This window comes from Bradyrhizobium forestalis (assembly GCF_002795245.1).
In the GTDB taxonomy this organism is placed as follows: domain Bacteria; phylum Pseudomonadota; class Alphaproteobacteria; order Rhizobiales; family Xanthobacteraceae; genus Bradyrhizobium; species Bradyrhizobium forestalis.
Genome location: NZ_PGVG01000014.1, coordinates 1 through 17,314 on the forward strand (window position 1 = coordinate 1; position 17,314 = coordinate 17,314).

Below are 17,314 nucleotides of genomic sequence, written 5' to 3' on the forward strand. Positions count from 1 at the left end.
CCACAAACAATCACGAGAAAAAATAGCCTCTTCGCTGGCAGCGACGGCGGCGGACGAACCTGGGCGACCATCGCAACGCTGCTGCAGACTGCGAAAATGAACAACGTCGATCCGTTCGCTTGGCTTGCTCTCACACTTCAGCGTATCGCCAACGGCTGGCCCAACAGCGAAATCGACGCGCTTATGCCATGGAACCACGCCACCTGACGGCCTCAGCTTGCCGCTTACGAAGTTCGTCCTACTGCCACCAATGTGGGTATGCCCGTCTCAGCACGTATTCACACGTGCCGGACGCTCAAAGTGCTTGAATCGACCGTGGCGTCAGGTTGTAGGCATTGCGAAGCAGAACGCCACGGAGGAGACAGCATCGCCACACATGCGCTAAACGGCCGATCTTTGTCGTACCTCCGTCTTCGCAATAAGCGCGTTGCGCGTGGTGGGACGATGATTCGGAGGCCGTAATCATTGCGGCTGCCCCGCAACAGGCGCGATCATGGCTGCCGAGGCGCCCAATCCGGCAAACAGATTACGCTCGCGGGGCAAGGAATAACAGTGAAGGATATGCGGCTTAAGACAGGTTTGGTGAATCAAGAGCAACGAATGAGCTGGATTTGCAATGCGCATTGCTGTGCATCCGCCCTCGCTGCGATCGTGATCGCGATCGCAGCTACGTGGTGCACAGAACAAGCTCGTGCGCGAGATCGTGGGACCGAGCAAGTCTTAATGTCATGCAGACTAGACCTGATGCGCTTCTGTGACCGCTTTAGAGGGCTTAGCGATGTGGAGGTAGCCATCTTTTGCCTTAGGGACAATTTCAAGAATTTACGCAGCGAATGCCGCCGCATGATGCCAATTGCGGCGGAGAGAAACGAAGGACCAAGACGGCGTCTCAATAGGCTTCCGGTCGTCCTCCATCGAGAGTGAAGGCGTCCGAGTGGCAGTCGCAGAAATTGAGCGACAGTGAGGTTGTTCAGACCTGCGGGCCAGAGTTTGGCCAGCGTGGCCGAAAGTCGATCGGGCTGAAGCATCAGCCTGCCGGGCCGCAGTTCATCTATCCGGGGGCCGAGCTCCGTGGATCGATTGGCCCCGATCAGCGATCGATGTGCGCCCACGCGTACTACGAGATTGCAATGCGCTCTGAACTTCAATTTCGCACTGAAGCAGTTGCGCTCTTCAGCGCTGCAGCCATCCGCTGACTTTGGGCCCGCCTTGAGATTGCCATCGGCTTGGTCCCATAGCTGGTCGGAAGGACAATCTGGGTAACTGCGGTGGCTACGGCCGACATCTGCAGGAATCGTGCCGCCCATCAATCTATGGTCGGCAATCAAGTATTTTCCGGGCAGGTGGCTAAGTCGGCTACAACTGGCAAAAGATCGCTGGAACCTTAGCGTTGGAGGGTGTTCCGTCGTGGTCTTCTTCAGGTTTCTCAGCTGGAGAATAGCCTGGTTTCGGCTCCCGGGCTCAAGATACAGATAGAGCCAGGAAACCTCTTTTGTTATCCGCCGATCGACTTCCCGAAGGAACTGCCGTTACGGCGTTGTCGATGGGCGCTTCAGGGGAATCAGTTTGCCCGATCGTGATGCTCCTGGCCGAATACCGTTTCGGGCTCAAGGGTCAAAGGAAACGCCGTCGACAGGAGCCGTTCAAAGGCAGAAAGTTGTTCAACCAGACGATTCTCAACGGCCGTGCGCTCCGCGGCAGGTAGGTCCCGTTTAAGGAGTCGACGGCACCGCCAGATTTCGCTCCGCAGCGATCTGATCTCACTTAATGCAGCATCAATTGAAGTCATCACAGATGCTTCGTCCCTGGAGTATCAAGCATAGCGATAGTCATCGAGCGGCCATTCGTTGGCTCCGCATTCCTGCCGAATAATTGCATCCGAGAACATGCGACTTCCCCGCCTGTTCTTTCGGCGAGCAAAGACGCCCAGTCCACTGAAGATTCGTATACCGCAATTCATGCGTTCGCGTCCCGTTGAGAGCGCCATCGAAGATTACTCATAGGCCGGACGAATAGATGGCGAGCAGATCGGGTTCTCAAGTAGCCCTTGTGCAACGTAGGCTGTCAATGTCCGTGCCACGAGATCGATAGGCCTTTCGCAGCATCACACTCGAATCCAGATCGCGAAACATGCCGTAGTTCCGTCGGATCCATTGATGCAGCTCGGTTGACCAGTCCTTCTCGTTGCGCAGATATCCAGTGAAGGAAAAGCTAACCCGGTCGATATATCTCTTGAGGAACATTGGAAGCGCGGGAATCCGAAGCACCCGCTCGCCATCCATCGCTTCAGGCAACTCGCCACGCAGCACGAATTCATTGTGGACGGTGACCAGCGACGCCGGCGGAATTCGGCGCCGCAGCATTTCATAACCTCGAAAGGAGATGCGGTCAGCGCCCGCGACGAAGAGGATGATGGGGGCGACATAGCAGCGCGCCGTCTCCTTCATGAACCCGATCTCTTCGCACATCCTGAAGAATTCGTCGAAGGCGTGAAAGCCGAGATCGATCACCTTGGCTACCCGGTCGTGGATAATAAGAGGGTCCATCAGCTGCATCTTGCCATAAGTGTCGATAACATCCGCAGTCTCCGTGATGTTGGGGAGGTAGTCGAGCAACGACGGCTCTTTCAAGTTGACGTCAAACGACAGCGCTGTGCCGTTTTTCAGCAGCAAGAACTCGCTCATGGCCCGAGCGATGAGAGTTTTACCGACCTGCGGGCTAGGAGAGCAAATGATGTAGATGGGAGTTGCTAACATAGCCAGCAGATCAATTTCGTTTCGTGCGTGGGCCCGACCGAGCTCGGCGAATATGCGGCTACTTCTCGCCGGCTCGGGTGGCGGACTTGGCGCCGGCCAATTCCGTCAAGTTGATGCGATCAAATTCGCTCCAGACATTTGCCAGCCAGTGCCGGACATAACCGCGCAGCACGAAGGAGTTGTTCGCGGGTTCATCGTTCCGCCCCTTGTTTGCGACAAAGTCTATGAATGGGACTGATGCGACTTCCACCTGCTCATAAGCCATCTCGTTAAGCTTCGGTATGACCAACTCAGTCGCATGTTTGATGCGGTGAAAATAGGAATTATAGGTCGCTTGATCCCACTGGAAGAATTGAGTGTCGTTGATGAAGTTCTTGACTAGGTAGTACTTTGCGCCGCTCATGAAGGTCGCGGTCTCCGCGATCTCGTCCAGCGAAGCGATGGATGATCCCAAGATATGGAACACGGCGAATGTTATCTGGCCAGACCGCGCCGAGTCCAGAAATCCGATGTCGCGCAAGGAAGCCAGCGCAGAAGAAAGTAAGCCTGCGCGAGCATCAATGACAGTGACGGACAGCCCTGAGTTCAGGGTGTCGAAGATCTTCATCTGGTCCGCTGTCGTCGTCATGTCAACGATCTCGGTGATCTCGGGATAAAAGCGCTTCAGCGTTCCCCGCGGCGACTCCGTGTCGAATGCGCGTGTTTGCACGTTGTTGACGCTGAAGTAGTCCAGTAGCGTTCGTGATACGGTCGTTTTGCCGACTCCTCCCTTGTCCGCACCTACCACAATTACAACTGGCTTCACCATGGAAATCTCCTGAGACACTCGCTATAGCCGTCGCGAACTGCGCAACCGGCGCGTCTCTGCTTTGGGTGCGAACATGGCAGAAAGAAGGGCCAATGAACCTTCGGATGCGAGAGCTCTGCAACCGATGAACATTGTCAACATCAAGCGAGTGACGTCCTTAGATTGCAACGACGATGCAGGTCGAGAATGGGGAGTAAATCACTTGTAGTGGTGATCTACGTGAGGTTTGTAAGCGGCTGGCCAAGAACCAACGTTCTGCCTGTGATGATCGTTGCGATTGCCATAGGTTATCTATCGGCGCCGCCATCTAGATGGGCATGAAGCTACCGAATCTTACGTAGCGTCAGATTGCGAACTCGCGGAAGAAATAAAGGCGGTGCTACGCAATACGACTATGGCTTGACGAAATCATCAAAGGTCTGCTGGATCAGATCGTCCGACTTTTCGGCGGACAATGACCCTCAACGACCGAGCTCTCGCTCTGCTGAAGAATATCGAGATATGCGAGCGCTGAAATGGGTAGCTGACGCAAATAGCAAGCAAGCATCTGTTCGCGTCGAGGCGAGATTATCGTCTCCTGGAGATCGAGATCGAGAGGTAAGGGGGGCACGCCCGGCGGCGCGACATCGGTGATGAAGCGACATCGAGGACGCTCCGTCAAAAGAAGCCGGGGTCGAGCGAATGGGACCGGCGATCCTTCCCTCGGGCACAGATTTCACTGATGACGCTGCGGGAAGCTGCAGATGGCCTGGCGCGTGTGCGCTCTCGGTGGGCCGCTTCCTTGGGTGCGGCGGACGGTGTACGTTACCGTTTTGAAGCTCCCACTCTGACCACCCTTTCGATTTACTAGGTGCGCCCGCCTGAAATGGAATGCGAGGTGCGCGTCCATTTCTCGCTTCTTCTGGTCGGTCGCGCTTTAGATAGTTGCTCTGCATATTCGGCCTCGGCGTAAAGCGACGCCATGCTTGCCTTCATATGGGGCAACCACCGGAGCGTTGCCAGACACCCCTAGAGTGTGCGCTGGAAGGGCGCGCCAGGGTACATAACGCCCGCCTGCGGGCTTAACGCAGATCGAGCACACGCCGAAGGCGGCCGAAAGTAGCGATCCTCTGGCGCTGCGAAGAGCTCCGATCCGACCATGGAAATGAAAAGAATTAGGAGCAAGCCATTTGGTAACTGGTTATCTCCACGTCTGAGGTATTGCCAATGGCAGGACGACAGTGCCTTAACTTAGGCTTCGCTGGGACCCTTTTCTATCTAGCATTTGGTTGCCCTGAAGACTTCAACCCGGACTGCTTGTTTGGCAACTCGATTGAGCAGAAACGGTGCTCGAGCGGCCGCATGGTAACTGTCCACGAGCGAATATCTCCGCGAGCTAAAGGCGGTCAGCTAGACGCACTTTGTGCGCAACAGCCACGCGCTTGATAAGCGCCTGGGCTGCTAGAAGGTCAATTCGGTGGCGCCGTCGGAGCAGCGTCTAGCTGCAGGGCGCCTGGCGGCGGGGTGGTAGCCGATGGCATGGTGGTCGGCTGCGCTGCGTCCTTTGGGGAGCGGCCGACAATAATTGTGAGCAGACCATCGCCCCACAGCCGCCGCGCTGCTCTCTTGGCGTCTGCCAACGTCACCCCATCGACCACGGCGTTGTGCTTTTCGAAATAGTCGATGGGCAGCTTGTCAAGCTGCTGCTGCAGCAGCGTCCGCGCAAGCTTTGATGATGTGTTGAGAGCCAGCATTTGCGAGCCCTTCAGGTAGGACTTTGCATCATCGAGTTCCTGCTGAGTCGGTCCCTCCTCGGCGATGTGGCGGACCTGCTTCTCGATTTCCTCGACCGTTTCCTCGGCACGATCGGCGCAGGTGCCGCTATTGCCGAGAAACATGGCTGAATGATCCAGCCAGACCAGGTTCTCACGAACCGAGTAGGCTAGTCCGCGCTTCTCGCGGACTTCGCGGAACAAACGCGACGTCAGGCCGGCGCCGCCGAGGATGTGGTTGACGACATAGGCGGCCATGAAATCGGGCTCTCTGCGACGGACGGCTGGACCGCCAAAAGTCACTACTGTCTGCGGCACGTCGAGCGGAATAAAGACCCGCTGCGGGGGCTTTGCTGCGACGACTTCGGGAACCGGTACCGCTTCCGATTCGGTCGGCAGGCTGCCAAAGGTCTTGTCGAGCAGTTTGCAGAGGACCTCTGGACGGACGTCGCCGACCACCGCAAGTTTTAGCGTGTCTTTTGCGAGCACGCGTCGCACATAGCCCTTGAGATCTGCGATCGCGATCTTCGGCACGCTTTCCAACGAGCCGCCGGCTGGGCGAGCATAAGGATGATCGCTAAAGGCGACTTCGAGGAACTTGCAATGGGCCAGCGACGACGGATCAGTCGAGTCGTGCCGAAGGCGCGCAAGCACAGTGGCACGGATCCGATCGACATCGGCAGCGTCGAAACGGGGCGAGGTTAGCGCCATCCGTAAAAGGTCGAAGGCTTCGTCTGCGTTGTCCTCAAGCGTGCGCAAGGAACCGCGGAAGTGATCATGGGTCGAGTGAAAATGCAGATCAATGGCGCGATGGTCGAGCCGATCATGGAAGGTCTTGAAGTCAAGGCCGGCGGAACCTTCCTTGAGCAGGCCAGCAACCATTTGGCTTACGCCAGGTTTTTGTTCGGGGTCCTGAGTCGCGCCGCCGGTGAAGGCAAATTCCATCGTGATCAACGGGACAGTGGAATCCTGCACGAACCAGGCTTCTATACCGCAAGACGAAACCAGGCGCTCGATCCCGGTCCGGGCAAGCGTCCTCGTGGCGGCAAGCGAACTGGGCGAAGCGAGCATCGCGATTGGGAGCGAGGCTCCCCCAAGGAGGACCTCACGTCGTGTGTACGAATGGATCATTAGAGCTTCTCCCCGTGTTTTGGGGTGGACTCTTTGATGAGAGAGCCGGTCACGGATCGTTTCTTGTCGAGCCATTTCGGCGCGGCCTCGTGCACCTGCTGTGCACCGACCGCGCGGATGCGGTCGGCCCAGCTCCGAATATCGTCGACGGATAGTCCCGTTGTCAGGCCGCGGCCATACCAGCGGGCTAGCATTTCCTGATTGTCCTGGACATAGGTTACCTGCGCGATCAGCCGCGTCTTGACCCTATCGAGATCTTCGGTGCTCGCGGGATTACCCGCAATGTCGGCCGTTACCTCGTCGATGGCGCGCTCGATCTGGCTGAGTGTGACGCCAGGTTTCGGTAGGGCAAAAATCGCGAATAGCGAGGGATCGAGCGCGGCAGAGTGGTAGCTCGCTCCGGCAGTGACCGCGAGCTGCTTTTCGACCACCAGCGAGCGATAGAGATATGAGTTGACCCCGCCGCCCATCAACTGCTCGAGCACGGCAAGCACTGGACCCTCGCCGGCGGCCGCGGTGCGAGCCGATGGTACAAGATAATAGCGGTGCAGGGCTGGCTGCTCCACGCGGGCGTCGGCCAACGTCACTGTGCGCGGCGCGGCCGGCGTCGGCTCCTGCGGCCGCAGGCGTTCCAGGGGAATTGATGCTTGCGTGGGGATGCCGCCAAATGTCTCCGTCACCATCGAGCGGACTTCCTTAGGGGCGACGTCGCCAGCGACAATCAGGATCGCGTTGTTCGGTGCATAAAAGCGCTTGTAGAAAGTAAGCGCATCCTCTCGGGTAAGCTTTTCGATTTCGTGGCGCCACCCGATAATGGGGCGACCGTAGGGGTGGTTGAGGTAAAGCGCCGCCGTCATCTGCTCGGCGAGACGTGCACGCGGATTGTTGGCGATGCTCATATTGAATTCCTCCAGCACGACGTCGCGCTCGCAAAGCACGTCCTCATCTTTGAGAATGAGACCGGTCATGCGGTCGGCTTCAAATTCCATCATCTTGCCGAGGTGCTCGCGCGGCACGTGCTGGAAGTAGCTGGTGTAGTCGAGCCCGGTGAAGGCGTTCTGAGTGCCGCCGGCGCGCAGGACGGCCTTGGAGAAGGCATCCGCCGGATGTTTGGAGGTGCCCTTGAACATCAGGTGTTCGAGGAAATGCGCAAGCCCCGATTTGCCAGGCGGCTCGTCGGCCGAGCCGACCTTATACCAGATCATCTGAGTCACAACCGGTGTGCGATGATCCGGGATCGCGAGCACCTGGAGGCCGTTCTGAAGCGTGAAGCTAGCGGGTCGATCCGATCTGACCCTGTCGGCAAAGACGCTCTCCTCTTCAGGTAGATATAAGTCAGTGCTATCATCCATCCTGTGCTCGACCGCCGGCGCGGTGAGCGTCGTCGAGCCGGAGGTATTAGCGGCGGTCCCTCCTGCCTTGGCGGTGACCGAAATCAGATTCCTCATGGTATCGCCTTTCATTCCATGCTGACCACGTTCATGGCAGACAAATCCGACAAAGCGCGGAGCCGTTCGTTTCGCCAAACAGCAGAGCAAACACCGGGCCAGTTGCTGGCGTGGCGTACTCACGGCCGCGCGCACACCAACTGGAGACAAAACAGAACTGCCACCTACCATCCTGGAAAAAGGTGAACCGTCGACATGTCGTGAACACGACATTTACGCACGACGCGTCAAGAAAACCCGGCGTCAACTGGCAGAATGGAAAACTTGAAGAGCGGTATGACGTCGGGCCAAGTTTCACGTAGGCTCGCGGTTACAGATCTCGCTCTACACGATGAATGGCTTGGCAATATTTCTCATGGTCGCGAGGCGGGAGCCGGCGAGCAGCTCCCTGGAGTACACTGCGCCGAAGTAGTCCAGGACGAAGGTGCCAGAATAGCGTAGAGTATCGGCCGCGGGGATTAGGTTATCAAGAATTGTGCCGACTTGGCCGATGCGATCGCGATAGCGCGAGCGGATAACATTAACGGCGTTCATCGAGTGGACCGCCTCGTCGGTAATTACCTCCTGCAGCCAATGATGGAACGTCTTGTTTCAAAGGGCCTCATAAAACGGCTTTTCTGCTGCATAAGCGCGACAAGTGCACATCTCGTCAAATACGATCATAACCATTAGGGAAAATTCTTCCTTCAGGTGTTCAACGATCGGACCAAAATCATGAGATCGAGCCTCCAATCTCTCCCGAAGAGTCTTTTCGGATCCATTAGCGACAAGTTCAATGATCCGGATGAGTCCGTCGGTGTGGCGCTCTTCGTCAATCGCCCAGGCGTTGAAGAATGCAGCAGCTTCATCGGAAGCGATAAGAGTCTCGCCACTAATTCTTGTTTCAAGTACCGGACGTCATATTCCGTGTACAGATCAGGCCACAATTTGTCCCAACGTGCGCGGACAGCTGACGGCTCGGCGGTGAACATCGTTGGTGAAAGAGCATTGAATAATTCTTTCGGACTCCAATTCCGTTGAAATGGCGTGATCATCCGAGTGCCTCTAAACGCGTAGGGATGCGAGCGCGCCGGCGCACAATTGATGTGATCCGTTCGCTTGTGTCAGCCGTACGCTCGCAGAGCATATGTTACAAACAAGCGGCCGTCGTCTCCTTGTTTTGGTAGGCTGATGGCCAGAGGTCGTTCGGCTGGCTGAAGCGTCCCCTTGAATGGCGCAGTAGCCTTTTGTGATCCACACGGCCCCAAAACCGAGGACACTTGTCATTGCTCGTTGCGGTCTAAAACGGCCTCACTTAACCTCGCGAGGGGCGCTCTTTCGGCCCGCCATGCCGACAGGCACGATAGTTTCAGAAAATTCACGACGCCGCCGAATTCACGGGTAGGACTGCGGCACGTTTTGACAGTCAGCGTCACACGTGGCATCCGTATCAATCGGGTGTGGACCAATGGGTGGTAGTCTGCGTCCCAGTGGATCCCGAACGTTAGCCTCGTTCCCATAGCTCTTTAATTGTCGGCAGTTGCAGCGATACTACTTCCCACGAGTATCGATGAGTATCTCTGGCCTTCTTCAATTCTGCTAAATTCTCAGTGAAATACCTGTGCACTCCCGCCGCGCCAGCGCACCGCTAAATCAAGTAAACGGAGCTACGGAAGAGACTCGGAAGGTTATGCGATAAGCTTACGCTACCTGGTAGATTGCCTAGGGTTGCGTGTTTGCGAGGATCCGTCGCTAAGCTGCATTTCGGTTGTCGACCGGCGAGGTAAACAACCGCTCAATCTCGCTAGCTCCGATGAGACTGAGAAAGTCCACAGTTGTGTGCCGTTTGCTCTTTATGGAGGCGAAAGGATGGCGACAAAGCACCGGCTCTCTGACTTTCAAATCACCAATAAACGGATTGCTCAAATTAGTTAGTGAGGATTCCAAAGGCAGGCCAGTTCACAGTCATCCTGATTAAGATTGCAGGCCGAAACGTGCCTCGCTCGCGCTAGCTCCAACGGGGTGCAGAGGCGCCCTGATGGAGCACTGCCGAGCCAGGTTTTATGTGGATGTGGCTCCTTGTGGAATACATTCATTATCGGCCTCCGTCATGCCGGCAAGGTTCTGCCAACCATTCACGGCTTCCACTCCAACCGCTAAGGGATCGAAAACGGTTTTTGAGTAAGTTCTTGCCCGGGATAGCAGGGGAGGAGATCCACATATGAGCGGACCGGCCGTTATGGAAAACGTGCGCCGCTATCGCGCGATAGCTTCGTTGTGCCGTCAGTCCGCCGCATTTCGGCCAATCCAACGGGACTCATTGCTAGCGCAAGCTGCAGAGTGGGAGGAACGCGCGATCGCAGAGATCGAGAGATACTTCAGTTGTTCTGCTGCACGTCCTGCTTGATTACGCTCGACGATGAAAGTATCCACCATCTGGCCAATAGGTCGGATCATGAAAGGCAATGCTGGCCAAACGATCCAGTCGCGCAAGCGCCGCGCTGAGAATTAATAGGCGGGAGCTTCGAATAGAACGCTCGAACAGCTTCATCATCTCCGCCAGCACATCCCGGGACCTCGTCGAACCACCGGATAGCTCAGCTCTGTGGATTGCTTTCGCCCTCGTCGACGCTGTACCAAGCGCGCCGCTACGTTGCCCGGAGGGATGATGCGTTCGCATTCAGCAAGCAGGACTCCTTGGTTGGGCACCGCTCGTCGCGGTGCCGTGCAAACATTAAGCCCTAAAGCCGACCCTAAGAGGGGCATGCCGAGTAAATCTGCTAGCCGCGGGGAGCTCAGATGTGTTCAATGATCGCCTGATGAATGTCCGCGCGCGCTAGACAGCCGGAAGATCCGATGTTGCGCCGCGCAAGGAAAACGGAAACTCCGGCTTATCAAAAGCGCAACTCCGCCGTCCCCTGCGGATGCAGAAATCATTGATCAAGAATTATATGGCGAAGAGCATGAGATGCGAGGCTGACCTCCCCAAAGTCGATCTGGCCAATGACTCCGGTTATCTTCGTGGAGAGCCTATGCGCTCTACATAAAGTCATATTCATCATCATACGGATCGTTCGAGGGCTTTGCCGCACTCTCGGTACACCTGGCATTGCCGCTATTGTGTTCAGTTGCGGCAAGAGACAAAGGCGGTTTGCCCGCTCGTTGCCATTTGCATCCTTTGTTTTTCCATTTGTCCTCGTTCTTGGTGGGATCAAGCACCATCATCGGGTCACTTAACTCAACAAGCCAAACGCTGCTGCGCGGGCTTTCGCTCACGGATTGAAAGAGTGAGAGAGGACGAGCGGTTCGTGCCGTCGATCCGGAGCTGATGTTCAAGCAAGACATCGCCCGCGTTATCGACAAGCGGATGAGTAGCCCGGAAATCTATTATTGAGGTGAGTTCATCTCACGCAGGAAATGTTTCGCGCCAATCATTTTTGCGCCTGAACAGCTCGCCTCGGGCGACCTACGGCTTCCGTTCTCAGGAGCCCGGCTCTCTCGTTCCCGAGCTGATAGGTGAAATATCGCGCTTCCTCCGACCCAAACTTCGTGCCGAAGCAAAACGCAATGTCCCCTGTGCGTTGAGCCTTTCGAGACACCCGAGCTAGAGTATCGCTGCTGATTCGCAGCAATATGCTCTCTCCGCCATAAAACTCTCCCAGCTTGTTCCCGAATGAAGATCTTGAGATCTCAACCACCGGTGGCTCGTTGACCGGCGCGTATGGCCAGTCGAAAATGAATCAGAGGAGAAACTCGATGGCGCCGAATTCAGGAATGAGAGTATATCCAGCGAATCTTTGGGCGATACGCGTAGTGCCGGTCATTAGTCGCGCGCGGTCTCATTTCATCGGCCTCGGAGGCGCATTTGATATCGGATAAATTGCTGGTGCGCTGAAACATGAAGCCTCTCATTTGTATCGACGAGGTCGCGGGGGCCGCCGCCGATTGAGTGTTCCGCGTTGATGGTAAACCTAGCTGTCGGAATCGGACTGCTAAGCATCAAGACGTTACCATTCCGATCCGCCCCCACATTGGCTCGTTCGAGATAGCGCCGAGAAGTACCGGCCGTCTGCCTGCGGTGGTGGGTTGGCGCCGCCGGTCTCTGTCTTACCTTCAAGGGCGAGGGACAGTTTGAAGTTATTCCGCAGCATCGGGTTTGCGGGTTCCGCTGCGAGAGCCTGGCGGTAGAGTTCTTGGGCCTCCCGATGTCGGCCCTCGTGATCGAGAGCAACTGCTTTGGCATTCAATGCGCGCAGGTCGCCAGGGGCTGCCAATAAGATCCCGTCGAGCACCTCAAGCGCATCATTCGGGCATTTGCGTGCCAGCAAAGCCCGCGCAAGAGGAATCGCGGCATCAACATTGTCCGGTCGTTGCTTCAGCGCATCGCGCAAAGCCTTCTCGTCAGTATCCCGACCGAGGGCGTGGGCGATGCGCTCGCGCATACCAGGATCGACCTCCTTGGCCCCGACCAGTTCTGCCGTGGACGTCGGTTGCTGTGAAAGACCCGACTTGTGCGAGTTAGCGCAACCTGCGAGCAGCACGATGGCAAGCATGGGGGGAAAGGCCGAGCACGAATGGCGACGAAAGTTCCGCCGGCGCCGCAGAACATTAACCTTACATGAATTCATAAGCGACCTCACGACCCCCAAACCTGTGCTCGTCAGCCGGCCGCAGGGAGGAGGTCACGATGCCCGCCTGTAGGAGTCTTGTCCTTGCTAGGCGCAAGTTTGACGGAGCCAATCGGCTGGACGGTGAAATCCGAGGCGAGATCCTGATAGGAGAGAACAGGTAGGTCTATTCCATTGCGGGTGAGAAAGCCGCGGACGAAGCGCCGGATATCCATCGAGCCCAGGATAACTGGCTGGTTCTGACTACGTGCGATGCTCGAATGGATCTGGCGAAATTGTGCAAGTAGCATCTCGCTTTGCCGATCCTCCAAAACGAGGTAGGGACCGACAGCGGTCTCGCGCACCGCACCTCGCACGATATCCTCGGTCTCACGCTCGACGATAAAGGCCGCCACAACACGATGGGCGTTGGCATAGCGGTGACAGATCTGCCGCTTCAGAACGGAGCGCACATATTCGGTGAGCAGTACGGCACTTTGCTCCCGTTCGCTCCACTCTGCAAGCGCCTCCAGAACCAAACGGGTGTTCCGGATCGGGATGCCCTCGTCCAGCAAGCGACGTAGCACATCCGCGATGCGAGGGATCGGCGTCGTGCGCAGCACCTCCTTCACCAGATCGGCATATTCCTGCTCCATCCGGCTAAGCAGCTGACGCGTTTCCTGAATGCCCACCAGGCGCTGTGCATAGCGTGTCAACGTCGACTGGACGCGCAAGGCGATGATTTCGCTCGGACGGTGGTGCCCTATTCCGGCAGCTTTGAGAGCGGGCGCATGGCCTTGTTCGATCCAGATCCGATTCGTGTCTGGGTCCTGCCGAAAGGGGATCCCGCTTAGTTCAATATTCGCCACGTCGTCGTTAAGTAAGAGTTGTGTCGGGTCAATGGCGCCCTCTTCCACCGGCACTCCTTCGACATCCACCCGGAATTGCGATTGGGCGAGGTGCTGTGCGCTTTGGGCGGGAATGCGTGGAATTGTGATGCCAAGATCAGCTGAAACTAGTGCCGAAACCCGTGCGACGCACTGCTCGAGTTCCCCTACGTCGATTGCCTGCATCAGGCTCGGCGCTAGCAACAGCGTAATCGGAAGTGCCTCCGCGGGCACGGTTTGCTTCTGACCTTGTGGGGAAGCGGGAGCCGAACCGGTGGGACCGGCGCCGGCCTTGAGAGCAGTCTTGCCCTCTTGCACGCCAACCTTGAGAAAGCTGGCAGCGGAGAACAGCGCGGCCAGTATGACAAAGGGCGGCAAAGGGAAGCCAGGAACGAACCCCATCACAAGCAAGACACAGGAGGCCAAGCGTAGCGCTTGTGTGCTGGCCGTAAGTTGGTTGACGATATCGGCGCCGAGATTGAGTCTGGAAGGACCGTTGACACGAGTGACGATGGTTGCGGCTGTAATTGACAGCAGCAGGGCCGGAATCTGCGAAATGAGCGCATCACCGATCGTCAGGGTGGTATAATGATGCATCGCCTCCTCGAGGGACATGCCCTTGGAGAGCGATCCGATCGTGATGCCACCCAGCATGTTGATGCAGATGACTATTAGTCCGGCTATGGCATCGCCCTTCACGAATTTCATAGCACCGTCCATCGCGCCGTGCAGTTGGCTTTCTCGCTCCAGCGCGCCGCGCCGGCTGCGGGCTTCGTGCTGATCGATATGGCCGTTGCGCAGCTCCGCATCGATCGCCATCTGCTTGCCCGGCAGCGCATCGAGCGTGAAGCGCGCAGATACCTCCGCCACCCGTTCGGCGCCCTTGGCGAGAACCATGAACTGCACCATGGTCACAATCAGGAATATGACAATGCCCACGGCGATGTTGCCGGATATGACAAATTCGCCGAACGTATGAATGATGCTGCCGGCATCGCCCTCGGCGAGGATCAGTCGCGTCGTTGCAACGGTAAGAGCGAGACGAAAGACGGTGGAGATCAGGATGACGCCCGGCAGGGACGAAAAGTCGAGCGGCGTGTTGAGATACAGGGCTACCATCAACAGCAATATGGCAAACCCCAGATTGAAACCGATCAGCATATCGATCATGACGATCGGGATCGGCATGATCATCATTCCGATCGCAAGAAGAAGCATCAGCGCGACCATCAAATCCGGGTGAGCCGGCGCGCGCGTGATGAGATTTCGTAGAAGGTTGGCCATGAGAAGCCTTATTGTTGTTTGATTGCAGCTGTGCTGCCCCGCAACAAAACATAGCGTTTGAAGACGGCTTGCGCTTCGGTCATGCGGCCAGCGTGGCGCAGGGCGTGGCTGCGCATCAGCATCAAGGGCGGACACGAAGACGGCTCGTCATCCAGTTTGTCAAGCCTGTCCAATACCGACAGTGCTTCGTCACCGCGACGCTCCGAGATGAGAGAGTAGGCCAGTATGCGGAGCAGGCCGATGTCTTGAGACTGTTCGTGAGCGACCAGCCGCAACAGAGCCAGGCTCTTGGCGCTCTGTCCGCACGCAAGGTAGACATAAGAAAGCACGCAGAGCAAATCTCGCTCCGGCCCGGAGATCAGCTCGATAGCGCCGGCTTCGGAAACGATCGGCGGCTGTGTAGATGTGAAGTGTTGCACTTTGTCTGGCACGACCATTGCTAGCCTTTGATCAAGCCATTGTGACTCTGCCGGAGCAGGATTAAACGTTGCAGCTCGAGTTGCAGAAGGGCGGCCCCTTCACGTGGCACCAAATCCTCTGGCGCCGCTGATAGCGTATCAGCCAAACGCTCCAGGAGAAGGCTGTGTTGCTCTGGACGCAGAACATGCGAATGACGTAAGCGCGGCGTCACGAAGGAGAGCAGGCTGTGCGCAAGATTGGGCTCATTAAGCCAAGAGAGTTCCGAGCTTGGCTCGATCTGACCTGGCGGGGCGCGCGCCTCGTCTAGATTGATGCGCGAAACTGCATCGATCGAACTGAGCTCGAGCGCGCTCTCGATCGTGACGTCCACCAACCGATCCAGCACGTCACTGTGACGAGAAAGTGAGGTGTGGCTCTTAGGATCATTGCCACGCGTCCGGTCAATCCCGATGGACTTGGCTCGAGAATTGACCGGCGTGTTGGCAGATGCATGATGATCAACGTTTGGCCCCTGAAAAGAGGTGCCGGGCTCGACGGGATCGGGGGGCAGCCTAGTCATGGCACTTTGCTTCCTTACCTGCGGCCTAAAACGTTAATAGGGTAGAGTGGCAAGCCGGCCATCCCGGCTCAGCAGAACACGCCCTTCCTCGATCCCGTAGACGGTCCATCCATTGCTTAAGAGCGCGCCGACGAAATACTTTTGACCAGCAATGACAATATAAGGGTCGCTCCCGCGCCAAACCGCTTGGACCCCAATTGCGGGAGGCGTCTTCTCATCCTTGATAGCCACAGCATTGACGAGCGTATAAGCGCCATTGCTATTGTGATCAAACCGCTGCTGGACGTCTCGCCATGTGGCGAGCGAGGCGGGCGTAACGGTGCCATCGGCGGTGACAACGCCCGCCCCAGAGCCGACCTTGATGCCGACAAGGCCCGCTCTGTCAACTTCCTCTTGCAACCGTTCGGCAGCTGCATCGGTGGCCAGAGCATCAGGAGCGCTGAGCGCCAGCTTGGGCGCAATGTCCGGAGCAGGGGACGACGGACTTGACGCCACGGTGGTGTCGGTCTGGACAAAACTGGGTGAGACTGCGCCAACCGCGGCAGAGCTGATCAGGACCAAAGCAAGAAAGACGAGCGATATATGCCGGCGGTCGATGGAGCCAGCTTGTTTGTAGTCCTCGATCGTCCAGCGAATGGACATCGCCCCGGCATGCAAAACGACAGGAAGAGGGACAACAATGGATTCGTTTGGTAAAACAGTCTCGTGCCCCTCGATCCTAACGTCCCTCGCAAGGGCCTCGATCTCGATTGAATTGGAATGGGGGGTGACACGAAGATGGTGCGGTTCGAGGCCTTGTTCGACGAAGATCAAATCAGCATCGAGGCTGCTGCCAATCAGACACGATCCGACCCCCACTTTACTTGTCAGCCCGGAGTAACACCCCGACAACACTTCGAAATGCGGGCAATTTGGTTCATTCACGGTCGGTTTCCTGAACAGCGAAAGGAACCGTACGGCAAAACCGTACGGCCCGTGCGACTTCACAGACTAAGCAGCCGGTGAAAGTGGGGCGGCGACGTCGCCCCATCTCATCCCTTACTGCACCCGCTCATCGGCCGCTTTCTTGACGGTCGAGAGCTCGGTCGAGACGACGCGAAGTTCCACATCCCTCTCAGCAGCCTTTGTGCTGGTCAAAGTCAGGGCGGCGATTTGCCGTTGGAATGCCGCCTCTCCAGCAGCTTCAGCAGCGGTGGAAGCGGCTGCAGCAGTAGCGGTGCCGGCTGCTCCACCTGCAGTCGAGGTATGAGACGCACCAACATTTTTAGACATACTATTCTCCTGTGTGCTCGAATTTCGCCGCGACGTGCGGCTCCTATTTCCTAACGTCGCAACATGCGACGTCAGGAATCCTCCTCTGTCTCGGCCATGACATCGTCGAAATGGCTCATTGCACTATTCGCAACTTGGAGAGCAGCGGCTCCCAAAGCGGCGCTGAACGCTTGCTGCATAGCGGCTTCGTGCGAGTTGCCACCCGGAGTGGACGCGCCGCCGTTTACGGGAATGTTTGCATCAGGCGATCGGGCATGATCGTCGCGCTCGCCAGGCTTCTGAGATCCTTTTTTGCCGCCGCTTTTGCCGCCAGCCGCATGGAGGTCAGCATCAACGTGCCCAGCGGCGCTAGAGCTCGTAACGCGCATCGGGTTCTCCTATGTCAATTCGATCGTGCCAATGGAGGCAGTTT

At 57.2% G+C, this 17,314-nt stretch carries 15 protein-coding genes and 1 pseudogene; 2 read left to right on the top strand and 14 right to left on the bottom strand.

Annotation, left to right across the window (positions count from 1 at the left end):
* The coding region (locus tag CVM73_RS18125) for a transposase domain-containing protein (protein WP_146006607.1) at positions 1-207 on the top strand (207 nt) is incomplete at its 5' end.
* Positions 208-2,036: 1,829 nt separating this feature from the next.
* Here CVM73_RS18125 and CVM73_RS18145 read toward each other — a convergent pair.
* From CVM73_RS18145 to CVM73_RS40970, 5 genes are all read right to left on the bottom strand, one after another.
* Positions 2,037-2,756, bottom strand: coding sequence for a hypothetical protein (locus CVM73_RS18145; protein WP_100233313.1), 720 nt, complete (start codon positions 2,754-2,756; stop codon positions 2,037-2,039).
* 58 nt (positions 2,757-2,814) lie between these two features.
* The gene (locus CVM73_RS18150; protein ID WP_092302639.1) at positions 2,815-3,564 is read right to left on the bottom strand and encodes a P-loop NTPase family protein; all 750 of its coding nucleotides are present in this window, start codon (positions 3,562-3,564) and stop codon (positions 2,815-2,817) included.
* Positions 3,565-5,012: 1,448 nt separating this feature from the next.
* Positions 5,013-6,446, bottom strand: a complete 1,434-nt coding sequence (locus CVM73_RS40355; RefSeq protein ID WP_430641305.1) for a M16 family metallopeptidase — start codon at positions 6,444-6,446, stop codon at positions 5,013-5,015.
* Positions 6,446-7,798 carry a M16 family metallopeptidase gene (locus tag CVM73_RS18160; protein WP_100233415.1) on the bottom strand — a complete coding sequence of 451 codons (1,353 nt, stop codon included), beginning with the start codon at positions 7,796-7,798 and terminating at the stop codon, positions 6,446-6,448. The genes CVM73_RS40355 and CVM73_RS18160 overlap by 1 nt, the downstream gene beginning before the upstream one ends.
* Positions 7,799-8,218: 420 nt before the next feature.
* Positions 8,219-8,428: a hypothetical protein gene (locus CVM73_RS40970; protein WP_245452325.1), complete on the bottom strand. Its 210-nt coding sequence runs from the start codon at positions 8,426-8,428 to the stop codon at positions 8,219-8,221.
* Between the two features lie 1,666 nt (positions 8,429-10,094).
* Between CVM73_RS40970 and CVM73_RS40975 the strand changes: the two genes are divergently transcribed.
* Positions 10,095-10,280: a hypothetical protein gene (locus CVM73_RS40975; RefSeq protein WP_100233314.1), complete on the top strand. Its 186-nt coding sequence runs from the start codon at positions 10,095-10,097 to the stop codon at positions 10,278-10,280.
* 632 nt (positions 10,281-10,912) lie between these two features.
* Here the strand turns inward: CVM73_RS40975 and CVM73_RS18175 are convergent.
* From CVM73_RS18175 to CVM73_RS39205, 9 genes and pseudogenes are all read right to left on the bottom strand, one after another.
* Positions 10,913-11,264 (bottom strand): annotated as a pseudogene (locus CVM73_RS18175) (hypothetical protein).
* Between the two features lie 40 nt (positions 11,265-11,304).
* Complete coding sequence (locus CVM73_RS41925; RefSeq protein ID WP_488226282.1) at positions 11,305-11,571, bottom strand: hypothetical protein; 267 nt, start codon at positions 11,569-11,571, stop codon at positions 11,305-11,307.
* A gap of 309 nt (positions 11,572-11,880) precedes the next feature.
* The gene (locus CVM73_RS18185; protein ID WP_167406911.1) at positions 11,881-12,426 is read right to left on the bottom strand and encodes a tetratricopeptide repeat protein; all 546 of its coding nucleotides are present in this window, start codon (positions 12,424-12,426) and stop codon (positions 11,881-11,883) included.
* 107 nt (positions 12,427-12,533) lie between these two features.
* The gene (sctV, locus tag CVM73_RS18190) at positions 12,534-14,651 is read right to left on the bottom strand and encodes a type III secretion system export apparatus subunit SctV (protein WP_100233316.1); all 2,118 of its coding nucleotides are present in this window, start codon (positions 14,649-14,651) and stop codon (positions 12,534-12,536) included.
* 8 nt (positions 14,652-14,659) lie between these two features.
* A complete protein-coding gene (gene sctY, locus CVM73_RS18195) occupies positions 14,660-15,088 on the bottom strand; it encodes a type III secretion apparatus assembly chaperone SctY (protein WP_100233317.1) in 429 nt (142 codons plus the stop codon).
* 2 nt (positions 15,089-15,090) lie between these two features.
* Positions 15,091-15,630: a hypothetical protein gene (locus CVM73_RS18200; protein ID WP_100233318.1), complete on the bottom strand. Its 540-nt coding sequence runs from the start codon at positions 15,628-15,630 to the stop codon at positions 15,091-15,093.
* A 33-nt stretch (positions 15,631-15,663) separates the two neighbouring features.
* Positions 15,664-16,554: a SctD/MshK family protein gene (locus tag CVM73_RS18205; RefSeq protein ID WP_100233416.1), complete on the bottom strand. Its 891-nt coding sequence runs from the start codon at positions 16,552-16,554 to the stop codon at positions 15,664-15,666.
* A gap of 114 nt (positions 16,555-16,668) precedes the next feature.
* Positions 16,669-16,902, bottom strand: coding sequence for a nodulation protein NopA (locus CVM73_RS18210; protein WP_100233319.1), 234 nt, complete (start codon positions 16,900-16,902; stop codon positions 16,669-16,671).
* 71 nt (positions 16,903-16,973) lie between these two features.
* Positions 16,974-17,270, bottom strand: a complete 297-nt coding sequence (locus CVM73_RS39205) for a hypothetical protein (RefSeq protein ID WP_146006608.1) — start codon at positions 17,268-17,270, stop codon at positions 16,974-16,976.
* Positions 17,271-17,314 lie beyond the last annotated feature (44 nt).